Source organism: Rhizobium cauense, from assembly GCF_019511525.1.
Lineage (GTDB): Bacteria > Pseudomonadota > Alphaproteobacteria > Rhizobiales > Rhizobiaceae > Rhizobium > Rhizobium cauense.
In genome coordinates, this window is sequence record NZ_JAEUAT010000007.1 from 112,675 (window position 1) to 134,576 (window position 21,902).

Below are 21,902 nucleotides of genomic sequence, written 5' to 3' on the forward strand. Positions count from 1 at the left end.
CGGGCGGTTTTTCCTTGAGCCGCAGACACAGGGCGTGCAAAGGTCCGCGCACACCAAATCAGCAGGAGAGACCGAGATGGACGTTCGCGCCGCCGTTGCCGTACAAGCTGGCAAGCCGCTTGAAGTGATGACCGTGCAGTTGGAGGGGCCGCGGGCCGGCGAAGTGCTGATCGAGGTCAAGGCGACCGGCATCTGCCACACCGACGACTTCACCTTGTCGGGTGCCGATCCTGAAGGCCTGTTCCCAGCCATCCTCGGCCATGAGGGTGCCGGCATCGTCGTCGATGTCGGTCCGGGTGTCACCTCGGTGAAGAAGGGCGACCATGTCATTCCGCTCTATACGCCGGAGTGCCGCGAGTGCTATTCCTGCACCTCACGCAAGACCAACCTTTGCACCTCGATCCGCGCGACCCAGGGCCAGGGCCTGATGCCTGACGGCACCAGCCGCTTCTCGATCGGCAAGGACAAGATCCATCACTACATGGGTTGCTCGACGTTTTCGAACTTCACCGTGCTGCCTGAAATCGCGGTCGCCAAGGTCAACCCCGACGCCCCGTTTGACAAGATCTGCTACATTGGCTGTGGCGTCACCACAGGCATCGGCGCTGTCATCAACACTGCCAAGGTAGAGATCGGCTCGACGGCGATCGTCTTCGGCCTCGGCGGCATCGGCCTCAACGTGCTGCAGGGCCTGCGCCTTGCCGGCGCCGACATGATCATCGGCGTTGACATCAATCCGGACCGCAAGGCCTGGGGCGAGAAGTTCGGGATGACACACTTCGTCAACCCGAAGGAAGTCGGCGACGACATAGTGCCCTACCTCGTCAACATGACGAAACGCCACGGCGATCTGATCGGCGGCGCTGACTACACCTTCGACTGCACCGGCAACACCAAGGTCATGCGCCAGGCGCTCGAATCCTCGCACCGCGGCTGGGGCAAGTCCGTGATCATCGGCGTTGCCGGAGCCGGCCAGGAAATCTCCACCCGTCCGTTCCAGCTGGTTACCGGACGCAACTGGATGGGCACGGCTTTCGGCGGCGCGCGCGGGCGTACCGACGTACCGAAGATCGTCGACTGGTATATGGACGGAAAAATCCAGATCGATCCGATGATCACCCACACCATGCCGCTCGAAGACATCAACAAGGGTTTCGAGCTAATGCACTCGGGCGAAAGTATCCGCGGCGTGGTAGTTTATTGAGGAGTAGACGACGGAATGCGGCGCGACTTTGAAATGGCCTTCGGCTTTTTCGCAAATTGATCCTGATTTGGGAGCCGTGGGCAGCTGAGGAGGAGGAGCTGAACATGCCAAGTCAAGTATCGATACACCCCGCCCTCGATGGCGGGGTGAAGAAGGGCCAGACAAATTTCAATGGCGGCACGCTCGTATGTGCTTGTGCGGACCGCGTTGTGAAGGTCGCGATCAAGGGTACCATCGCTCACAATCATGCCTGCGGTTGCACAAAATGCTGGAAGCCGAAGGGAGCGGCTTTTTCGGTGGTCGCCGTGAGTCCGCGCGAAAACATTACCGTGCTGGAGAATGGCGACAAGCTGCAGGTCGTGGATCCTGATGCGCTGATCCAGCGACATGCCTGCAAGGCGTGCGGTGTTCACATGTACGGACCGGTGGAGCGTGAGCATGCGTTCAAGGGACTAGCCTTCATCCATCCTGAACGTTTTCAGGAAGGTGGCTGGCCGGAGCCGACATTTGCGGCTTTCGTCTCGTCGATCATCGAATCGGGCACGCCACCTTCGGCGATGACAGGCGTTCGCACTCGTCTGAACGAACTCGGCCTCACGCCCTATGACTGCCTCAACCCGACGCTGATGGACGTCATAGCAACATGGGTGGCGAAGAAGGCAGGCACGCTGAAGGAAGCCTGACGTCTTGAACGAGTGGCAGCAGTCGGACTATGAGACCGGAACGAAACGCCGCTGCGCGCCCGGAGTGCCGCGCAGCGTTTCAGCCAGAGCAGATTGAAGTTCATGATTTATGTCGACGCAGACGCCTGCCCCGTAAAACCGGAAATCCTCAAGGTTGCCGAACGACACGGCATCGAGGTGACCTTCGTGGCGAATTCCGGTCTGCGCCCGTCGCGCGATCCGATGGTGCACAATGTCATTGTCTCCGCTTCGTTTGACGCCGCCGACAATTGGATTGCCGAGCACGCAGAGCCTGGTGACGTTGTCGTCACCGCCGATGTCCCGCTCGCGGTCCGCTGCGTGGCGACCGGTGCGCTGGTAAGTGGCCCGACAGGTCGGGTCTTCGACGATACGAATATCGGCATGGCAAGCGCCATGCGCGATCTCGGTGCCCACCTGCGGGAGACTGGCGAAAGCAAGGGCTACAACGCCGCTTTCAGTCCGAAAGACCGCTCTCGTTTCCTCGAAACCTTCGATCGCCTGTGCCGTCGAGCCAAGGCGCTTGCTCCACAAACGGATGACAAAGAATGAACGTCATTTCCCAGACGACTGCCTTTGGCGGTATGCAGGGTGTTTTCACGCATGAATCCGAGGCCTGCAAGTGCGATATGACCTTCGCAGTGTTCGTGCCGCCGAAGGCAATCAAGGAGCCCTGCCCGGTTCTCTGGTACCTCTCGGGGCTTACCTGCACGCACGCGAATGTTATGGAGAAGGGCGAGTATCGACGCATGGCCGCCGAGCTCGGGCTTATCATAGTCTGCCCGGACACCAGCCCGCGCGGCAATGATGTGCCTGATGAGCTCACCAATTGGCAGATGGGCAAAGGTGCGGGATTCTACCTCGATGCGACCGAAAAGCCCTGGTCTGAAAACTACCAGATGTACACTTACATTACTGAAGAGCTACCAGCTTATGTCAGCCAGCACTTCCGCATGGACATGAGCCGCCAAGGGATCTTCGGGCACTCGATGGGCGGCCATGGAGCGATGACCATCGCACTCAAGAATCCTGATCGTTTCAAGAGTTGCTCGGCCTTTGCCCCGATCGTCGAACCGTCGACAGCAGACTGGTCGGCGCCGGCGCTGGAAAAATATCTTGGTGCGGACCGCGCAGCCTGGCGTAACTACGATGCCTGCGCGTTGGTAAGCGACGGTGCGCGCTTCCCCGAATTCCTGGTTGACCAAGGAAAGGCGGATGGCTTCCTGGAAACTGGCCTACGCCCCTGGCTCTTCGAAGAGGCCGTCAAGAACACCGACATTAAGCTCACGCTCCGGCTGCACGAGCGCTATGACCATTCCTACTACTTCATTTCGACCTTCATGGACGATCACCTGAAGTGGCATGCCGAGCGGCTTTCCTAACGCGCGCAAGAAACGGGTGCAGCGGTTCTCAGGGATCTGTCTCCCGCGCACGGAAAGCCTTTGCTCTCTGAGTGGAGACCAACGATGGCGCTGCTGCTGCTGAAGGTCACGGATGAATCACAGCCGCGGCCGGTGTAGCCGGCCACGGCTGTTTTTTTGTTACTAGGCAGCGGCCTTGCGCTGGTCAACCGACAGGGCGCCGGCTCCCGCGAAGAAGATGAACAGGAAGATGAAGCAGAACAGGATTGCTGCCTCGCCTCCGTTCAGGGCCGGCCAGAAGCCCTTCGATCCATGCGCCATGAAATAGGCGACTGCCATCTGGCCGGAAAGGATGAAGGCGACTGGTCGCGTGAACAGGCCGATCAGCACGAGAAGGCCGCCGACAACTTCAAGCAAGGCGGCAACCAGCAACAATGGCGGCAGCGGGCCCTCCATCTGCGCGGCTGGAAATGCGAAAAGCTTCATCGTGCCATGCTCGATGAACAGCAATGCTGTAATGATCCGCAAAGCGGCAAGTGCGTAAGGCTGAAATGCGCTCAGTCGTTCCATGTAGACTCTCCTTTTGAGTAAAGACAGCGGAGCGTTAGCTGCTTCTCCAAAAGGATTGAAGACACTGATGCCCGACAGGCGATCACTTCCTCTTGATTTTCCTTGGCTTTCCCCACTTCAGTCTCCTTAAAGCGGAATATTGTCGTGTTTCTTCCAGGGATTGCTGAGATCTTTGTTGCGAAGCATCTTCAGGCCTCGAGCGAGCCGCCTGCGGGTGGAGTGCGGCATGATCACCTCGTCCACATAGCCGCGCTCGGCGGCCACGAATGGCGACAGGAATCGATCCTCGTACATCTTGGTGTGCGCGGCGATCTTCTCCGGATCGGCTACATCCTTCCGGAAGATTATCTCGACAGCCCCCTTGGCACCCATGACCGCGATCTGCGCCGTCGGCCAGGCATAGTTCAGATCGCCCCTCAGATGCTTCGATGCCATGACATCATAGGCACCGCCGAATGCCTTGCGGGTAATTACTGTCAGCTTCGGGACTGTCGCCTCGGCGTACGCGAAGAGTAGTTTGGCGCCGTGCTTGATCAGGCCGCCATACTCTTGCGCAGTGCCTGGCAGAAAACCAGGCACGTCGACGAAAGTAACGACCGGAATATTGAAGCAGTCGCAGAACCGGACGAACCGCGCTGCCTTCCGCGACGCGTCGCTGTCGAGGACGCCGGCAAGCACCATTGGTTGGTTCGCCACGAATCCCACCGTAGATCCCTCGATCCGCCCGAAGCCACAGACGATATTCTTGGCGAAGCTAGCCTGAATCTCGAAGAAGTCGCCCTCGTCCACCGTCTTGAGGATCAACTCCTTGATGTCATAGGGCTTGTTGGCATTTGCCGGCACCAGCGTATCCAGTGACGCGTCTGTATCCGTCACCGACTGGTAACATTCGATCTCAGGCACTGGCGACGTGTTCGACTGGGGCAGAAGATCGATCAGGCGGCGAACCTGCAGCAGCGCTTCGACATCATTGTCGTAGGCCCCGTCAGCAATCGACGATTTGGTCGTGTGGACAGACGCTCCGCCAAGCTCTTCAGCCGTCACGGTCTCGTTCGTCACAGTCTTCACGACGTCAGGGCCTGTGACGAACATGTAGGATGTGTCGCGGACCATGAAGATGAAGTCCGTCATGGCCGGTGAATAGACGTCTCCACCGGCGCACGGTCCCATGATGACCGAGATTTGCGGAATGACGCCGGACGCCAGCACATTGCGCTGGAATACCTCGGCATAGCCACCGAGGGCAGCAACTCCCTCCTGGATGCGGGCACCGCCGGCATCATAGATGCCGACGATAGGCGCCCGGTTCTTGAGCGCCATGTCCTGCACCTTCATGATCTTCTCGGCGTGCGCCTCTGAAAGCGAGCCGCCGAACACCGTGAAATCCTTGGCGAAGACGAAGACTGTCCGCCCGTTGACCGTCCCCCAGCCGGTCACGACACCGTCGCCGGCGATCCGGGACTTCTCCATTCCGAAATCGCTCGACCGATGCTCGACGAACATGTCGAATTCTTCGAAGGAGTCCTCATCGAGAAATAGGTCGATTCGCTCCCGCGCGGTCAGCTTGCCACGCTTGTGCTGGGCATCGATGCGCGCCGTACCCCCACCGAGGCGTGCAATGCCGCGGCGACGTTCGAGCTCTTCGAGAATTTCCTTCATGGATACTCCTCCACCGCGGACGCCGCGGCCGGTTCAAGCGCGTCCGGCGCGCAGCGAGAAAGTGGAACGAATGCGGGCGGCGATGTCTTCTGCCATGATCTCGTCGGCGGTCGCGGGATTGCTGGAAAAGCTGGTGACTTCAAACGACGTGACGGCAATGACCGATCCGTCGTCGACGGACGCCGCGTCGATGCTGACCTTGGCGACGTTCCGGCTCTTGTCCAAGCCCTGCCCTTTCTCGACGTAAAGGATCCGGATCGTCAGGACGACGCGCGGATAGACTTCGGTGCGCACTGTTGCGTTGATAGCCGCGTTTACCCGGTCGCCGACGCCGGAAAGGATTGTTGCTGGTATCCTCTGCGGGCTGACAACGACGGCGCTGCGAACGTCGTAAATGGGGCTCGGTTGCGGCTTCGTAAACATGGAGCATGCCGCGAGCGGCATGCAGATAAGCGCAACCCAAAAAAAGCACGACTTGAGCCCGTTCATTCAGAAAATCCGCACCCGTCCCCGATAGAGTCGCAGATTTTCGCCATAATTGGCGTCAAATCAATATGAATCAGCCTCTTAATGCCAAAAAAACGTCCGTAGCAGCTTTGAAATCCTCGAAGCGCCTTTCACGTCTTTCTTCGGCCTCCTCGTCACTTCCCCAATGCTCGATTGTCCAGTCTTCATCGAGGTGAGCAAGGGACCAGACCTTCTTTGCAGGCAGCACTCCTTCGGCAAATGCGAGCGCCAGGAGTGCGGACCCCGTCAACGTCGTGATGGTGTGTAGAGCCGCCAGCGCGGTCGCCTGGTCGTGCCGTCGTAGCGCGGTGGAAAACGCCGAGATAGCTTCGGGCGGCTGATCGTGATGCATCACCCCCTCGATCAGGATGAACCGGGCGCCAAGTGAGTTCGAGGCCCAGTCAAGCACGGGGTCCCAAAGCTCGATCTGACGTTCTACGAGCGCCTGCGGCCCATCCGCTCGGTAGCAAAGGAGATCGCTCGAGGAAAAGCGCAGGATGTCTTCGAAAACGGCTTCTTTATCTGTTGCCACGCCATCGATGGCAGTATTGACGAGGCGCGTGACGGGCATGGTGCCGGGATCGATCAGTTCGGTCTGCGCTTCCCATTCGCGCACCACCAGTTCTGCCAAGGGCTTCGTTGCGACCACGAGGAGTTTGCGGGCCGGCGTCCGGATCGCCTTGCCGTCTAGTTCGATAGCAAAGCCTTCGTCGAGCTCTCCGATCGTCACATCCTTGTAGAAGCGCTTCGGCAACGGCTTCTTCATCTGGATCTGGGCACGGCGGATCGGGTCCGGATGACTCAATCCGTCGGATAGATCGTTCAACAGATCACGCATGCTTCACCTCAGGAGAAATGCTTCATAATGTCACTCGGGTCGCGAACAATGCTGTCTGCTCCGGCAGCCATCAGGTCGTCGACGCTGGCATACCCCCACGAAACGCCTATCGCCTTAGCCCCGGCCGCCTTCGCCATCTGCATGTCGTAAATGGCATCGCCGATGACAATTGCATCGACGGGATCCATGCCAGTCTCGCTGCAGCACTCCATTACCATAGCCGGATGTGGCTTCGATGGGCAGTCGTCTGCTGTGCGAGACACAATAAAATGTGGTGAAAAACCATGCGTATCGAGAATATGGACAAGGCCGCGACGCGATTTGCCGGTTACCGCGCCAATCAGGATGTCATCATGCTGCGCCAACTTATCGATCAGCGGCTTGATGCCGTTGAAAAGCGGCACATCCATTCCCGGTTCGTCGCGAACTCCCGCATAGATCGCCTTATAGTGCGCCGTCATCGCGATCGCTTCATCATCAACGTGAGGCTTTCCCTGCATCCGCGCGATCGCGATATCCAAGGTTAGTCCAATGATCGACTTCGTCAACGAAACATCAGGCCTGTCGTAGCCGAAATGCACGAACGTCCGTGCCATCACCTCATGGATCAGCGCGGCGCTGTCGACCAGCGTCCCATCGCAATCGAAAAGTGCGAGCCTCATTCTTCGTCATCCCTCTCCTGGGATGCGAGATCGAGGCCAAGCAGGTTCCACGTCTGCACCATATGAGGTGGCAACGGCGCGCTTATGCGAAGTCGACCGCCATTGGGATGGGGGATGTCGATCTTGTGCGCATGCAGGTGCAACCGCTTTTGGATGCCGCCCGGAAAATCCCAGTTCGGATCCTCGATGAAATATTTGGGGTCGCCAATAATCGGGTGGCCGATGTGAAGCGCATGGACGCGCAGTTGGTGCGTTCGTCCGGTGTAGGGCTCCATTTCAAGCCACGCGAGGTTCTGCGCCGCCGTTTCCAAGACGCGATAGTAGGATACCGCGTGATCGGCACCATCTTCGCCATGTTTGGCGACACGCATCCGGTCACCATCGGGGGTGGCTTCCTTGACCAACCAGGTCGAGATCTTGTCCTCATGCTTGCGCGGAACGCCTTTCACCAGCGACCAATAGGTCTTCTTGGTATCGCGCTCGCGAAACGCTGCCGTCAGCTTTTGTGCAGCGCCGCGGGTACGGGCGATGACCAGAACGCCTGAAGTGTCGCGGTCAAGGCGATGCACGAGCCGCGGCTTTTCGCCTTTCGGATTGGTCCACGCTTCGAGCATCTTGTCGATGTTCCGTGTCACACCGGACCCACCCTGCACAGCAAGACCGGCTGGCTTGTTCAAGACGATCACCTTGTCGTCTTCATGCAGGACCATGCGCTGCAGAAGCTCGTAGTCGCCCCCGTGTTTCAGATCGTGGGCAGCGATTGGCGTGTTTTTTGACTTGGCATCGACATCGAGCGGCGGCACGCGTACCACCTGCCCCGGCTGTACCCGCGCATCCGTTTTCACGCGCCCGCCGTCGACACGGACTTGCCCGGAGCGCATGAGCTTCTGAAGCGGGCCAAAACCGAGTCCGGGGTAGTGGATCTTGAACCAGCGATCCAGCCGCATGCCGGCCTCATCGGGTCCCACCGTTATATGTTCAATCCCAGCCATACGTGCTCTTTCGGAAAATGGTCTTCCGCGCCCTGCGCGGCCTTTGCGGCTGGCTTTAGAGCATTTTTGCCGAAAACGGAAACCGTAATCTCACAAGATTGCGCGCATAAGAGCCAGGCCGGCGGTGACCGCGGCCATCGACAGGCCGACGCTGGCGAGAATGTAGACGGCGCCGGAAACGGCAGCGCCGCGCTCGAAGAGCGAAATGGCATCGAGCGAGAATGCCGAGAAAGTGGTAAAGCCGCCAAGGAAGCCGGTGATCAACAGCAGGCGCAATTCCGGCGATGCATCGAAGCGCCGAATGATCAGTTCCGCGAACACCCCAATGACAAAGCAGCCAACGACGTTGACGGTTAGCGTTCCCCACGGAAAAGCCGGTCCGGCGAGCCTGAGAGCCCACTGGCCGACGTAGTATCTGAGAAGGGAACCGATTGCGCCGCCGCCGGCGACAAGGAGGGCTTGAACCATGAGTCGTCTCTTTCTATCGCGCCGAACATTCCAACCATCTCTGTCGAAGATCAAGATGCATAAAATGCCGGCGATTAATTTAGCCAGTTAAGAACGTCGGGCACGTTATTCTGGCACTATGACAGTCTTGGTAGGCACGATATCCGCGAGCACGGCCGCCGCAGCGTTTGAAACGCTCCGGATTCCGCAGCGCGTGTCCGCGAGTACGGCTGCCAAGGAAGCGCGCCGCGCAGCAGACCGCCAGACCCGGGCTGCCAGCGGCCAGGACGTCGAAGAACCAGCGAATATCATTCAGTCGACGGAAGTCGCGTTGGATCTGATGACGATGGGACAACGGCAGCCACAGGCCGGATTGAAGCAGGCGCTCGAGCTGTACAGCGATAGTTGAGCATCGCCGCATCCTCTCCCCGCAGCACCGTATTCAAATCCACGCGACAAAAATTTGTTCGGAGGCGACATTCCCACTTGCCAAGTACAGCCTTGGCCAGATAATTGCCCTCGACCTTGTTGGGAGAAGCTGGTCGTCCGCGACCAGTGCCGAAGGAGCAACCGCCCCGGAAACTCTCAGGCCAAAGGACCAGCAAGGGGCAGACGGAACTCTGGAGAGAAGCGTTCTCGAAACGCTCGCCGAAGGGATAACAATCTCAGGCACAGGGACAGAGGGGGCTCTAAATGCAAGGCGCAACTGCGTCTGAAGATTTGAGCCCGCGCATGGAATTCCAGGCGCAAACCCCGGAGGCGTCGTTGGACGATACTGCTGCCCTCAAGAAAACTCCGCTTCACGCGCTGCATCTGTCGCTTGGCGCCCGCATGGTTCCGTTCGCAGGCTACGACATGCCGGTGCAATATCCGGCCGGCGTCATGAAGGAGCACATCCAGACCCGTACATCCGCCGGCGTCTTCGACGTCTCGCATATGGGCCAGGTCATCATCAAGGCAAAGTCCGGTAAATATGAAGACGCAGCACTTGCGCTCGAAAGTCTGGTTCCGGTTGATATTCTCGGTCTCGCGGAAGGTCGCCAGCGCTACGGTTTCTTCACCGACGAGAACGGCGGCATCCTTGACGACCTGATGATTACCCACCTCGACGATCACCTGTTCGTCGTCGTCAACGCTGCCTGCAAGGATGCCGACCTTGCTCACCTGCAGAAGCATCTGGGCGACACCTGCGATATCACCCTTCTCGATCGCGCGTTGATCGCACTGCAGGGGCCGCGCGCAGTAGAAGTGCTGGCCGAACTCTGGGCCGACGTTGCCGCGATGAAGTTCATGGACGTGCGCCACTGCCGTCTGCACGACGTTTCCTGTCTTGTCTCGCGCTCCGGCTACAGCGGCGAAGACGGCTTCGAAATCTCGATCCCGGCGGACAAGGCGGAGGATGTCACCAAGCGGTTGCTTGAGCATCCGGACGTTGAGCCGATCGGGCTCGGCGCTCGCGACAGCCTGCGCCTGGAAGCCGGTCTCTGCCTTTACGGCAATGACATCGACACGACCACGACGCCGGTCGAAGCTGCGCTCGAGTGGGGCATGCAGAAGGCCCGCAAGACAGGTGGTGCCCGCGCCGGTGGGTTCCCTGGTGCCGACCGCATCCTGGCAGAACTTGAAAAGGGTGCAGTCCGCCGTCGCGTCGGCCTTAAGCCCGAGGGCAAGGCACCGGTTCGCGGTCATTCCAAGCTTTTTGCGGATTCCGAGGGCAAGACCGAGATCGGTGAAGTGACATCGGGTGGCTTTGGCCCCTCCGTCGAGCATCCGGTCGCAATGGGCTACGTCACGGTTGCAGAGGCGGCCGTCGGTACGCAGGTCTACGCCGAAGTGCGCGGCAAGTTCCTGCCCGTCACCGTCAGCGCCCTCCCCTTTATTACACCGACCTACAAACGCTGAACCATTTTCCGGAGAGAACAATCATGTTGAAGTTTACTGAAGAACACGAGTGGCTGAAGATCGAAGGCGGCGTTGCCACGGTCGGTATTACCACCTACGCCGTTGAACAGCTCGGCGACCTCGTCTTCGTCGAATTGCCCGAAGTTGGCGCCACTTTCTCCAAGAACGACAACGCCGCGACAGTTGAATCCGTGAAGGCTGCTTCCGACGTCTATTGTCCACTGGATGGCGAGATCACAGAAGTGAACCCGGCCATCGTCGCCGACCCCTCGCTCGTCAATTCCGATCCTCAGGGCGCCGGCTGGTTCTTCAAGCTGAAGCTCGCCAATGCCGCAGATGCAGACGGTCTGCTCGACGAGGCGGCCTACAAGGAGCTCACCGCGTAATGACGACGCCGACAGAATTCCAGTTTACCGACTACCAGCCCTACGACTTCGCCAACCGTCGCCATATCGGCCCCTCACCGGCCGAAATGGCGGATATGTTGAAGGTCATCGGCTACAAGAGCCTTGACGCTCTGATCGACGCCACTGTGCCGCCCGCCATCCGCCAGAAGGCGCCGCTCGCCTGGGGCGCGCCGATGACGGAGCGCGAAGCGCTCGACAAGCTGCGCGAGACCGCCAACAAGAACAAGCTCATGACCTCGCTGATCGGCCAGGGCTATTACGGCACCATCACGCCGCCGGTCATCCAGCGCACGATCCTGGAAAACCCTGCCTGGTACACGGCCTACACGCCCTACCAGCCGGAAATCTCCCAGGGTCGTCTGGAAGCCCTCCTCAACTACCAGACGATGATCTGCGACCTGACGGGCCTCGACGTCGCCAACGCCTCGCTGCTCGACGAAGCCACCGCCGCCGCCGAAGGCATGGCGATGGCCGAGCGCGTCTCCAAGTCGAAGGCCAAGGCATTCTTCGTCGACGCCGCCTGCCATCCGCAGACCATCGAGCTGATCAAGACCCGCGCCGAGCCGCTCGGCTGGAGTGTCATCATCGGCAACCCCTTCACCGATCTGGATCCGGTCGACGTCTTCGGCGCCATCTTCCAGTATCCGGGCACGCATGGCCACGTGCATGATTTCACTGGCCTGATCTCGCGCCTCCACCAGACAGGCGCCGTCGCCATCGTCGCAGCCGACATCCTGGCGCTGACGCTGCTGAAGTCGCCTGGAGAAATGGGCGCCGACATCGCCATCGGCTCGTCGCAGCGCTTCGGCGTTCCTGTTGGTTACGGCGGCCCGCACGCGGCCTACATGTCGGTCAAGGACGCCCACAAGCGCTCCATGCCTGGCCGCCTCGTCGGCGTCTCGGTCGATGCCCGCGGCAACCGCGCCTACCGCCTGTCGCTGCAGACCCGAGAACAGCACATCCGCCGCGAGAAGGCGACGTCGAACATCTGCACCGCGCAGGTGCTGCTCGCCGTCATGGCCTCGATGTACGCCGTCTTCCATGGTCCGAAGGGCATCAAGGCGATCGCCCAGCAGGTTCATCAGAAGGCCGTGCTGATGGCCAAGGGGCTGGAAAAGCTCGGCTACACCATCGAGCCCGAGACCTTCTTCGACACCATCACCGTCGACGTCGGCCACATGCAGGGCGTCATCCTGCGCGCCGCTGTCGCCGAGGGCGTCAACCTGCGCAAGGTCGGCGCTACGAAGATCGGCATGTCGCTCGACGAGCGCACCCGCCCGGCGACGCTGGAAGCCGTCTGGCGCGCCTTCGGCGGCAATTTCGAGGTCGGTGACTTCGAGCCCGGCTACCGCCTGCCGAAGGGCCTCGCGCGCACGAGCGAGTATCTGACGCATCCGATCTTCCACATGAACCGCGCCGAGAGCGAGATGACCCGCTACATCCGCCGTCTTTCGGACCGCGATCTGGCGCTCGACCGCTCCATGATCCCGCTCGGCTCCTGCACCATGAAGCTGAACGCCACAGCCGAAATGCTGCCGATCACCTGGCCGGAATTCTCGGACATCCATCCGTATGTCCCGGCAGACCAGGCACTCGGCTATCGCGAGATGATCGACGATCTCACCGAAAAACTCTGCGCCGTGACCGGCTACGACGCCTTCTCCATGCAGCCGAACTCCGGTGCGCAGGGCGAATATGCGGGCCTACTGACGATCCGCAACTACCATATCGCCAACGGCAATGGTCACCGCGACGTCTGCCTGATCCCGACATCAGCGCACGGTACCAACCCGGCCTCGGCACAGATGGTCGGCATGAAGGTCGTGGTCGTGAAGGTTCGCGAGAACGGCGACATCGACCTCGACGATTTCCGCGCCAAGGCCGAGCAGTATTCGGACAACCTCTCCTGCTGCATGATCACCTACCCGTCGACGCATGGCGTGTTCGAGGAAACGGTCAAGGAAATCTGCGATCTCGTGCACGCGCATGGCGGTCAGGTCTATCTCGACGGCGCCAACATGAACGCCATGGTCGGCCTGTCCCGCCCCGGTGACATCGGCTCCGACGTCTCCCACCTCAACCTGCACAAGACCTTCTGCATCCCGCATGGCGGCGGCGGTCCCGGCATGGGTCCGATCGGCGTCAAGGCGCACCTCGCCCCCTTCCTCCCCGGCCATCCTGAGAGCGACGGACGCTCGGGCGCGGTATCGGCGGCAGCCTTCGGCTCGGCCTCGATCCTGCCGATCTCCTGGAGCTACTGCCTGATGATGGGCGGCGAAGGCCTGACGCAGGCGACCAAGGTGGCGATCCTCAACGCCAACTACATCGCCGCCCGCCTGAAGGGCGCCTATGACGTGCTCTACAAGTCCGAAGCCGGCCGCGTCGCGCACGAGTGCATCATCGACACCCGCCCGCTGGTCGACAGTTCAGGCGTGACCGTCGATGACGTCGCCAAGCGCCTGATCGACTGCGGCTTCCACGCCCCGACCATGAGCTGGCCGGTTGCCGGCACGCTGATGATCGAGCCGACGGAATCGGAAACCAAAGCCGAGCTCGACCGCTTCTGCGAAGCCATGCTGGCGATCCGCCAGGAAGCCCGCGACATCGAGGAAGGCCGTTCGGACAAGGCCAACAACCCGCTGAAGAATGCCCCGCACACGGTCGAAGACCTCGTCGGCGAATGGGACCGCCCCTACAGCAGAGAACAGGCCTGCTTCCCGCCCGGCGCCTTCCGCGTCGACAAGTACTGGTCGCCGGTCAACCGCGTTGACAACGTCTTCGGCGACCGCAACCTGATCTGCACCTGCCCGCCGCTCGAAGCCTACGCCGAGGCTGCGGAGTAAGTATCAAGTAATGAAACGCCCGGCCGCGTCCGGGCGTTTTTCTTCCTGCGGTCAAGCTCGGGCTCTTCCCCCAGCTCTGACACCGCAGGCGCGATCCGGGTGGTGTCGCAGTCCGAGAGCGCCAGCGTCGTCAGCCACATCTCGCTCCACGAGCGAGAGCACGTTCTTTCTGCTTGTCGCAGACGGGTACCGTCGCTAAGGAACGCAAAACCTTTCAAGAGAACAGGCGACCACTCCATGGCAAAATCCGACGGCGATCTCACTCAGATACCATGGCCGGAGCCGGTGCTCTTGGCACTGGAGGAACCCGGCCAATACGTGACGATAGCAACCACGCAGGCTGCGTCCTGGGCCATGATTGAGGATTGGCCGACGGAAGATGGTCCCGCACTCGACCGTGCGCTGCTGATTTGCGCAGATGTCGTCAAGGGCAAGCGCACGAATGAAGAGGCGCGCCGCGCCTTCATCGATGCCGCAGTTGAAGCTGGTATCGACATTCAGCGCTGATTGAGCGCACCTGATACCAAATCCAGCTTTCGCCGGCGCCGCTATGCCCCGTGCTGACCAGCAGCATCGAGGATCAACCCGGCAATCTCGTCCGGGTGGGAAATCAGCGACAGATGGCTGGATTTCAGCTCGATCGTCTTGGCGCCCATGCGCTTGGCCATGAAACGCTCGAGGTCGGGATTTATCGTCCGGTCTTCCGTCGAAACGGCATACCAGCTCGGCTTCGAACGCCACGCGGCAACTGTGGTCCTGCCGGCGAGCAAGGCCTTCTGGAACGGCTCCTGCACTGCATAGAGCACCTTCGCCTTCGCCTCGGGCAAGTCTCCAGCGAAATCCCGCAGGAATGCATCCTCCGTCAGCCTTCCTTCGTCCCCATCGAAGACGATCCCTGCGGAAGCCGGCGGCGTCGGAAATGTCTTGGCAAGCGCGGTGTAGTCCTCGCCAGCGTCGGGCGCACGTGCGGCAACATAGACAAGCGCCGATACGCTGGGGTGCAAGCCAGCCTCCGTGACGAGCATGCCGGAGAACGAGTGTCCAACGAGAACCGTTGCACCATCCTGCCGGTCCAGGACGCGTTTTACCGAGGCAACGGCATCCGGCAGTGTCGTCAGAGGGTTCTGCACCGCCGTGGCATTAAGGCCAGCCGCCTGAAGGCGGGCGATGACCTCGGTCCAGCATGAGCCGTCGGCAAATAAGCCATGTGCGAGGACGACGTTGCGCGCCTTCACTGGCGCAGCCGGCGCGGCCATGCCACGGGTCGTAATGAGGGAAGCAGCAGCGCCCGCAACAAGCGCTGCTGAAAAGGTGCGTCGGGTCATCATCATGAATCGATACTCCCTGAAGGTTGGACAATCTTTGGATCGCGCGCGTCAACTGTGGCTGCGCATGCATCCATGCGGCCTGCGAAACTCAATTCAGGTGGCTGTAGTTGTTGCTCCGGCTTCGCCGCCGAGAGCCTTACAAACGGCTGGTTGCCATCAGGCGTGCAGTGTCTTTTTGCAAGACCGACCGTTGCAGAGGAATCTATCATGATGCGCTTGCCGGTCAATCGGCCACGCCCTAGACATACGTATAGGGCGCGCTAGGCAATGGATCGCCGCCCATCTGCAAGGCCTGCGGCTGCCAGCGTAGGCTTCAATAACGGAATCGAAAACGAGCGAACATCTCGTTTCTGCAAGCTTCGCGCGATCTCGCTTTTGGCTTCAAGCCGCCATATTGATTGGCGCGTGTTCGTGTCAGCGATGCCCATGAGTGCCATCCCCCAAGCCTGGAAATATGATGACGTACTCTTACACTCTCAATCCATTTCGCCTCTACAGTACGCGTCGGGTTGGCCCCTATTTCAGCCGAGAGTTCAAACGGGTCGGCGCCAGACCGCTGCGAGTACGCATCGGCTACACGGATGCCGGCAATCCTCCTCGAGATGTCCTGATCGAGCGGCGTGGACAACAGTTGACACTCGTTCTGGAGAGCGCTGCGACGCGGTGGTTTTCCGGCTACATGCGATACAAGGTCTGCGCCTTTGCCTACTGGCTCAGCCTGAGTTCGCCGGAGGTCAGGCAGATCACCGTCAATGCCTCAGATGGCGAGACGGTTTCCAACGCGCGATTCGCAGCCTCCGTACGGCTTCGTCATCATGTCGGGTTGCCCGATCCTCATTTCTTCCAGAACAACGGATTCGCAGCAGAGGTGGAGCGTGGCAGGATGGCGCCGCCTTGGGACGATCGCTCAAGCGAAATAGTTTGGCGTGGCGGCATGAATGGCTGCGGTTGGGCAAGCTTCGCGCCTGAAGACATCGACAATCCCGCCGTCATGCAAAGAATACGGATGGTCCAGCGGCTCAGGGGCGTTGCGCAGACCGACGCCCGCTTCGTCGATCTTCACCCCACTGCCGACGACTACGGCACGTTTGCACATAATGAAGGGTTCCTGGGGCAGCCGGTTGCTGCAGAGACCTGGCTCGGGAGGAAGTTCGCCGTCGACATCGACGGCTATACGAACACCTGGTCGAACCTACTCGTTCGCATGCTCTATGGATGCTGCGTACTCAAGGTTTCATCGCAGTTTGGCTTCCGCCAGTGGTACTACGACGAACTCAGGCCCTTCGAACACTATGTACCGGTGGCTTCCGACATGTCGGACCTGCACGAGAAGATCGAATGGGTGCGCAGCCACGACACGGAAGCAAGAGCCATCGCCGAGCGCGGCCAGGCGCTATCGCGCACACTCACTTTCGAGAGCCAGGCTCGGCGTGCCGCTCGCCTTATCGAGGAACACTGGGATCGCTGACGTATGCCGTCACGAGCGACTGCTTCGCAACCACCGTTTCAAAATAGGCAATCGTGCGAACCAACCCCTCGCGAAGCCGTATCGTCGGCGCCCAGCCCAACAGCCTTCTTGCTTTGGCTATATCCGGCAACCGCTGGCGCGGATCGTCCGTAGGCAATGGCTGATGGACGATGCGTGAACTCGAATTTGTCAGTTCGAGAACAATGTCCGCCAGCTCGCGAATCGTAAATTCTTCGGGATTGCCGAGATTGAGGGGGCCGGTGACCTCGGGCCCGCTGTTCATCATGGCGATGAGGCCTGCTACGAGATCATCCACATAGCAGAACGACCGGGTCTGCGTGCCGTCGCCATAGATTGTCAGATCGCGGCCAGATAGCGCCTGAACCACGAAATTCGCGACCACGCGGCCATCGCTCGGATGCATGCGAGGACCATACGTATTGAATATGCGTGCCACCTTCACCGGCAGCCCGAACTGGCGTCGATAGTCGAAAAACAAGGTCTCGGCACTACGCTTGCCTTCGTCGTAGCAGGCGCGTGGACCAATCGGGTTAACGTTGCCCCAGTAGCTCTCAGACTGCGGATGGACATGCGGATCGCCGTAGACCTCCGATGTGGAAGCCTGCAGGACCGGGATATTTCTCTGGCGGGATAGTTCGAGGATGTTCAGCGCTCCGACGACGTTGGTCTTGAGGGTCCCGATCGGGTCGGCCTGATAGTGGATGGGCGAAGCTGGACAGGCCAGATTGTAAATTTGGTCGACATCAACAGCGATCGCTTGGGTAATGTCCTGCCTCAGCAGGCTGAAACGCGCGTTGTCGAGCAAGGCCGCAACATTCTGCTCGGCCCCTGTCGAAAAATTGTCCATGCAGACAACGTGATGCCCTTGTTCGAGCAAGCGCGCGCAGATGTTCGAGCCGACGAATCCCGCCCCGCCGGTAACAAGAATACGTTTATTCATAGTGGCTTGCACCAGTCCCTCTGTAGCCTGCGCGCTTATCGCGTGACGCCCCGTTCTTCAACCGGCGGCATGGTCACTTACGCCGCAATTTCGGCGTTGTCGTTCGCCCGCAACAGGGCTTGCGCCCTTGTGCAAGAGCCGCGTCCGACTTTTTGCGTAGTTGAAATTCGTGGAGCATTTCCGGTAAGTTTGCCCGGATTGTATCTAGTCGGAGATCGCTGCTATGGAACAGAAGATTCGTAAGGCTCTCGCCACCCATGCGAAGCTTGACGTGGACGCCGGAGCGGTTTCGGTCACTCAGAACTTGTTCGATGTCGGCATGACCTCATTCGCGTGCGTCCAGCTCATGATGCGCCTCGAAGAGGTCTTTGATATCGAATTCCCTGACGAGCTTATGAAAAAGGGCACGTTCGAAACCATCGATTCGATACGGCATAACCTGAAGGATCTCGGGGTTCGCCCTCCAGCAACCGGTCCCAGCGGCGTGCTGAGCATTTTCGGCCTGGGAGTGGTCATTGCCGCCGGCGCCTGGCGGGAGCCTCTGCAGGCGGTCGCAAGCATCGCTGTCGGTTAAGGAGCGCACGCGCTCAGGCAAGCAATGGCGCAGACGCGCCACCTGTGCCCAATGCCTGCCAGTCACGACCATAGGGCATTGCCTGGGTTTCAGCGAGTTCACGCAGGATAGCCGAGCAGCTGTATCGAAATGAAGCAAGCAAACGACCAGTGTCAATCTGTGGCAACCTCTCGCTAATCACGGCCTTTCACCACTCTCTAAGTCCTTGGCGATAAAAGGGCACTGTTCTAGCGCGAGGGACAGTTGAATGAACATCTCAGGGATCACTCATACCGCCCTGTCGGGAATGTCGAAACAAACGAATCGACTATCCGAAATCGCCGGAAACATTGCGAACGGCAATGCATCCATCGTGGCAACCGCTTCGACCGATGTCGACCTGGGTACGCAACTGACGGACCTCGTCGAGGTCGCGCAGATCTACAAGGCCAACGCCACCGTCTTCGAGACCGGCGCCGACCTCTGGGAAATTCTGGGAAGCATCAAGCGCGACTAGCTCGCGGAAACGATGCTACAGGAGCGAATAGACAGCGGAAGCGAGCGCGACAAGGCCGAAGAGGATCAGCAGATAGCTCGTTCCTCGCATGACCTTGGTTGTGAAATCCCTGGGCAGCTTTTCCCTGGCAAGGTTTACCGCGCCGCTGAGAAAAAACCACCATGCGAGCGATCCGCAGAACACTCCTCCGACGATCGCCGCCGAACTGAAGCGCCGTGTCTCCTCGGTTAGCCCAAAGCCGGCAAACAAGGCACCGAAGGAGAGAATGGTCGCAGGGTTGGAGATCGTCAGCAAGAAGGTCGCCAGCGTCGTACCGATCAGCCCGCCTGCCCTCACATCGGCCGCCTGAACTGGATCGTGGGCCAATCCGCGATAACCGAGACCGAGCAGTAGCAGTCCTCCACCAAATGCCAATGGCAGGGTAGCGGCCGACATCAACTCCTCGAAAACAGCAATGCCGGTCACCGCGACAAGCGCATAGCTGGCGTCGCCGACGGCCGTCCCCAGCCCGCAAGAGAAACCGGCCAGGAAGCCGCGCTCGAGTGTACGGTTGATGCACAGCATCCCGATTGGTCCGAGTGGCGCGGTGATGATGACCCCCAGCAGAGCGCCTTTCAGGAACAGCAGTAGCATCTCTTCGTCGTTTCCCTTCCGCAGGCACGGTTTCCAGTCTCTCGATACCGGGCCTTAAAGTGCAGCGGCCAGCACGTAAAATGAAAAAAGCCGCCAAAACCGGCGGCTCCATCAAGAATTCGAGGGATTGCGACAATCAGTGCGCCGGCACGACGGCATTGCCCTGCGCGGCAAGCGCTGCCAGATCCGCCGGCTTCAGCTCGACGGATTCGCCGCAGCCGCAGGCCGAGGTCTGGTTCGGGTTGGTGAAGATGAAGCCCGAACGCAGCGTCGTGCTTTCAAATCCCATTTCAGTCCCGAGAAGGTAGAGCACGGCCGACGGCTCGACCCAGACCCTCGCGCCATCGCGTTCGATCAAGTCATCTTTCGCATTCGGTGCGGTGACGAGGTCGATGGTGTATTCCATCCCTGCGCAGCCGCCCTTCTTGATCCCGACCCGGATGCCCTTGGCCTCTGGTCCGGAGTTCTCCACGATCGCCTTCACGCGGTTCGCGGCGGCCTCCGTCATGCTCATTATTGCAAAGCCCATCGGCCTCTTCTCCTTCCGCGCACGGATTAAAGGTCCGGCGTTTCATGATTCCAATGTAGTGCCAGCAGCTTAACCGATCAATACCAGCCGCGCGACATGATCGGATCAGTACCAGCCGACGGCGACCTGCGCCTCTTCGGACATCCGGTCAGGCGTCCACGGCGGATCGAAGGTCATTTCGACCTCGACGCCAGAAACACCCTCGACTGCGCCGACGGCATTTTCGACCCAGCCCGGCATCTCGCCGGCAACCGGGCAGCCCGGCGCCGTCAGTGTCATCATGATCTTCACCATGCGATCGTCTTCGATATCGATCTTGTAGACCAGCCCGAGTTCGAAGATGTCAGCCGGAATTTCAGGGTCATAGACCGTCTTCAGCGCCGAAATCACGTCGTCACTGAGGCGCGCCAGTTCATCGGCCGGAATGCTGGAATGCACGATGCCTTCGCGCACGTCGATCTTCTGTTCGCTTTCGTCCAGGCTCATATTGAGCACTCCTTAAAGCAATTCCAGGAAAAGTGCGAAGCGGTTTTCCGTCCGGAATTGCGTAAAAACAATGACCTAGAGCGTATCGCTCTAGGCAAAGAACTTGCGCGCATAATCAAGCGCATCAGCCAAGGCGTCGACCTCGGCCCGTGTATTATACATCCCGAAGGACGCGCGGCATGTGGAGGTGACGCCGAAGCGTTTCAAGAGCGGCATGGCGCAATGTGTGCCGGCGCGAACAGCAACACCCTGGCGGTCGATCACCATCGAGACGTCATGAGCATGCAGACCGGCAAGCTCGAACGAGAAGATGCCGCCCTTGCCCGGCGCCGTGCCGAACACTTTTAACGAGTTCACCGCCTGCAGCCGCTCCGCCGCGTAGGCAGCGAGATCAGCTTCATGGCGTGCAATCGCCTCGCGGCCGACCTTCTCCATGTAGTCAAGCGCATAGCCGAGCCCGATCGCCTGTACGATCGGCGGCGTTCCGGCTTCGAAGCGATGCGGAGGATCATTGTAGGTCACCGCATCCTCCGTCACCTCGAAGATCATCTCACCGCCGCCCTGGAAGGGCCGCATCTCGCGAAGCCGATCCTTCTTACCGTAGAGCACGCCGATGCCCGACGGCCCGTAGAGCTTGTGGCCGGTCATCACGTACCAGTCGCAATCGATATCCTGCACGTCGACAGGCATGTGGACGGCGCCCTGCGAACCATCGACCAGTACCGGGATGCCGCGCTCATGGGCGATACGGCAGATTTCCTTGACCGGGACCACGGTGCCAAGCGCATTCGACATATGCGTGATGGCGACGAGCTTCGTCCGCTCCGTCAGGCTCTTTTCGAAATCCTCGATGTGGAACGCACCCTCGTCGTCAACAGGTACCCAGACCAGCTTGGCGCCCTGCCGCTCGCGGATGAAATGCCACGGCACGATGTTGGAGTGATGCTCCATGATCGAGATGACGATCTCGTCGCCGTCGCCGATCTTGGGCATGCCCCAGCCATAGGCGACGGTGTTGATCGCTTCCGTCGAAGACTTCGTGAAGATGATGTCGTTGACATCGGGCGCATTGAGGAAGCGCCCCACCTTCTCGCGTGCGCCCTCATAGGCGTCCGTTGCCGCATTCGAGAGAAAATGCAGGCCGCGATGAACGTTCGCATACTCGTTCGAATAGGCATGCGAGATTGCATCGATCACGACCTGCGGCTTCTGAGCGGAGGCGCCGTTGTCGAGATAGACCAGCGGCTTGCCATAGACTTCCTTCGCAAGGATCGGGAAATCCTTGCGAATGGCTTCGACGTCGTATGCTGTGGCCGGAACTATCTTGTCCATGA

25 protein-coding genes and 1 riboswitch are annotated in these 21,902 nt (G+C 60.0%); of the genes, 12 read left to right on the plus strand and 13 right to left on the minus strand.

The window, feature by feature from the left end; translation table 11 throughout:
• Positions 1-76 precede the first annotated feature (76 nt).
• The 4 genes from JNB88_RS15130 (at position 77) to fghA (ending at position 3,287) form a co-directional block, all read left to right on the plus strand.
• The gene (locus JNB88_RS15130) at positions 77-1,204 is read left to right on the plus strand and encodes an S-(hydroxymethyl)glutathione dehydrogenase/class III alcohol dehydrogenase (RefSeq protein ID WP_037128051.1); all 1,128 of its coding nucleotides are present in this window, start codon (positions 77-79) and stop codon (positions 1,202-1,204) included.
• Between the two features lie 104 nt (positions 1,205-1,308).
• The gene (gene gfa / locus JNB88_RS15135; RefSeq protein ID WP_220356172.1) at positions 1,309-1,887 is read left to right on the plus strand and encodes an S-(hydroxymethyl)glutathione synthase; all 579 of its coding nucleotides are present in this window, start codon (positions 1,309-1,311) and stop codon (positions 1,885-1,887) included.
• Between the two features lie 102 nt (positions 1,888-1,989).
• Positions 1,990-2,457 (plus strand): YaiI/YqxD family protein, encoded by a 468-nt coding sequence (locus JNB88_RS15140; protein ID WP_220356173.1) that lies wholly within the window; start codon positions 1,990-1,992, stop codon positions 2,455-2,457.
• Positions 2,454-3,287, plus strand: a complete 834-nt coding sequence (fghA, locus tag JNB88_RS15145; RefSeq protein WP_220356174.1) for an S-formylglutathione hydrolase — start codon at positions 2,454-2,456, stop codon at positions 3,285-3,287. Before JNB88_RS15140 ends, fghA begins: the two co-directional genes overlap by 4 nt.
• Positions 3,288-3,449: 162 nt before the next feature.
• Here fghA and JNB88_RS15150 read toward each other — a convergent pair whose 3' ends face one another.
• From JNB88_RS15150 to crcB, 7 genes are all read right to left on the minus strand, one after another.
• Positions 3,450-3,836, minus strand: coding sequence for a DoxX family protein (locus tag JNB88_RS15150; protein ID WP_037128059.1), 387 nt, complete (start codon positions 3,834-3,836; stop codon positions 3,450-3,452).
• A gap of 126 nt (positions 3,837-3,962) precedes the next feature.
• On the minus strand, positions 3,963-5,495 hold the full coding sequence (locus tag JNB88_RS15155; RefSeq protein ID WP_220356175.1) for an acyl-CoA carboxylase subunit beta: 1,533 nt from the start codon (positions 5,493-5,495) through the stop codon (positions 3,963-3,965).
• 33 nt (positions 5,496-5,528) lie between these two features.
• On the minus strand, positions 5,529-5,984 hold the full coding sequence (locus JNB88_RS15160) for a hypothetical protein (RefSeq protein ID WP_037128063.1): 456 nt from the start codon (positions 5,982-5,984) through the stop codon (positions 5,529-5,531).
• 70 nt (positions 5,985-6,054) lie between these two features.
• Positions 6,055-6,840, minus strand: a complete 786-nt coding sequence (locus JNB88_RS15165; RefSeq protein WP_037128065.1) for an ATP12 family chaperone protein — start codon at positions 6,838-6,840, stop codon at positions 6,055-6,057.
• 8 nt (positions 6,841-6,848) lie between these two features.
• Positions 6,849-7,502: an HAD-IA family hydrolase gene (locus tag JNB88_RS15170; protein ID WP_220356176.1), complete on the minus strand. Its 654-nt coding sequence runs from the start codon at positions 7,500-7,502 to the stop codon at positions 6,849-6,851.
• A complete protein-coding gene (locus JNB88_RS15175; RefSeq protein ID WP_220356177.1) occupies positions 7,499-8,494 on the minus strand; it encodes an RluA family pseudouridine synthase in 996 nt (331 codons plus the stop codon). Before JNB88_RS15175 ends, JNB88_RS15170 begins: the two co-directional genes overlap by 4 nt.
• 90 nt (positions 8,495-8,584) lie before the next feature.
• The gene (gene crcB, locus JNB88_RS15180; protein WP_220356178.1) at positions 8,585-8,962 is read right to left on the minus strand and encodes a fluoride efflux transporter CrcB; all 378 of its coding nucleotides are present in this window, start codon (positions 8,960-8,962) and stop codon (positions 8,585-8,587) included.
• A gap of 118 nt (positions 8,963-9,080) precedes the next feature.
• Here crcB and JNB88_RS15185 point away from each other — a divergent pair, with 118 nt between their 5' ends.
• The 5 genes from JNB88_RS15185 to JNB88_RS15205 all read left to right on the plus strand — a co-directional run bounded on the left by JNB88_RS15185 (position 9,081) and on the right by JNB88_RS15205 (position 14,600).
• Entirely contained in the window at positions 9,081-9,350 is a 270-nt protein-coding gene (locus JNB88_RS15185) for a hypothetical protein (RefSeq protein WP_037128072.1), read from the plus strand.
• Between the two features lie 110 nt (positions 9,351-9,460).
• Positions 9,461-9,552: riboswitch (glycine riboswitch) on the plus strand.
• 154 nt (positions 9,553-9,706) lie between these two features.
• The gene (gene gcvT / locus JNB88_RS15190; protein WP_220356179.1) at positions 9,707-10,843 is read left to right on the plus strand and encodes a glycine cleavage system aminomethyltransferase GcvT; all 1,137 of its coding nucleotides are present in this window, start codon (positions 9,707-9,709) and stop codon (positions 10,841-10,843) included.
• 23 nt (positions 10,844-10,866) lie between these two features.
• Positions 10,867-11,229, plus strand: a complete 363-nt coding sequence (gene gcvH, locus JNB88_RS15195) for a glycine cleavage system protein GcvH (RefSeq protein WP_220356180.1) — start codon at positions 10,867-10,869, stop codon at positions 11,227-11,229.
• Positions 11,229-14,093, plus strand: a complete 2,865-nt coding sequence (gene gcvP, locus JNB88_RS15200; protein WP_220356181.1) for an aminomethyl-transferring glycine dehydrogenase — start codon at positions 11,229-11,231, stop codon at positions 14,091-14,093. Before gcvH ends, gcvP begins: the two co-directional genes overlap by 1 nt.
• A 237-nt stretch (positions 14,094-14,330) precedes the next feature.
• Positions 14,331-14,600, plus strand: coding sequence for a DUF982 domain-containing protein (locus JNB88_RS15205; protein WP_051976905.1), 270 nt, complete (start codon positions 14,331-14,333; stop codon positions 14,598-14,600).
• Positions 14,601-14,641: 41 nt separating this feature from the next.
• Here the strand turns inward: JNB88_RS15205 and JNB88_RS15210 are convergent, their stop codons facing one another.
• On the minus strand, positions 14,642-15,424 hold the full coding sequence (locus tag JNB88_RS15210) for an alpha/beta fold hydrolase (RefSeq protein WP_220356182.1): 783 nt from the start codon (positions 15,422-15,424) through the stop codon (positions 14,642-14,644).
• Between the two features lie 454 nt (positions 15,425-15,878).
• Here JNB88_RS15210 and JNB88_RS15215 point away from each other — a divergent pair, with 454 nt between their 5' ends.
• Positions 15,879-16,889 (plus strand): glycosyl transferase family 90, encoded by a 1,011-nt coding sequence (locus tag JNB88_RS15215; RefSeq protein ID WP_223217218.1) that lies wholly within the window; start codon positions 15,879-15,881, stop codon positions 16,887-16,889.
• On the opposite strand, the gene JNB88_RS15220 is transcribed toward JNB88_RS15215, so the two are convergent.
• Positions 16,864-17,850, minus strand: a complete 987-nt coding sequence (locus JNB88_RS15220; RefSeq protein ID WP_220356184.1) for a UDP-glucuronic acid decarboxylase family protein — start codon at positions 17,848-17,850, stop codon at positions 16,864-16,866. The genes JNB88_RS15215 and JNB88_RS15220 overlap by 26 nt on opposite strands.
• A 223-nt stretch (positions 17,851-18,073) precedes the next feature.
• Here JNB88_RS15220 and JNB88_RS15225 point away from each other — a divergent pair, with 223 nt between their 5' ends.
• A complete protein-coding gene (locus tag JNB88_RS15225; protein ID WP_081930704.1) occupies positions 18,074-18,424 on the plus strand; it encodes an acyl carrier protein in 351 nt (116 codons plus the stop codon).
• Between the two features lie 247 nt (positions 18,425-18,671).
• Positions 18,672-18,920 carry a flagellar basal body rod protein gene (locus tag JNB88_RS15230; protein ID WP_220356185.1) on the plus strand — a complete coding sequence of 83 codons (249 nt, stop codon included), beginning with the start codon at positions 18,672-18,674 and terminating at the stop codon, positions 18,918-18,920.
• Positions 18,921-18,935: 15 nt separating this feature from the next.
• Here the strand turns inward: JNB88_RS15230 and JNB88_RS15235 are convergent, their stop codons facing one another.
• From JNB88_RS15235 to JNB88_RS15250, 4 genes are all read right to left on the minus strand, one after another.
• Positions 18,936-19,553 carry a LysE family transporter gene (locus tag JNB88_RS15235; protein ID WP_220356186.1) on the minus strand — a complete coding sequence of 206 codons (618 nt, stop codon included), beginning with the start codon at positions 19,551-19,553 and terminating at the stop codon, positions 18,936-18,938.
• Between the two features lie 136 nt (positions 19,554-19,689).
• Entirely contained in the window at positions 19,690-20,082 is a 393-nt protein-coding gene (gene sufA, locus JNB88_RS15240; protein WP_220356187.1) for a Fe-S cluster assembly scaffold SufA, read from the minus strand.
• 105 nt (positions 20,083-20,187) lie between these two features.
• The gene (locus JNB88_RS15245) at positions 20,188-20,568 is read right to left on the minus strand and encodes an SUF system Fe-S cluster assembly protein (protein WP_018854912.1); all 381 of its coding nucleotides are present in this window, start codon (positions 20,566-20,568) and stop codon (positions 20,188-20,190) included.
• Between the two features lie 90 nt (positions 20,569-20,658).
• Positions 20,659-21,900 carry a cysteine desulfurase gene (locus JNB88_RS15250; RefSeq protein ID WP_220356188.1) on the minus strand — a complete coding sequence of 414 codons (1,242 nt, stop codon included), beginning with the start codon at positions 21,898-21,900 and terminating at the stop codon, positions 20,659-20,661.
• Positions 21,901-21,902 lie beyond the last annotated feature (2 nt).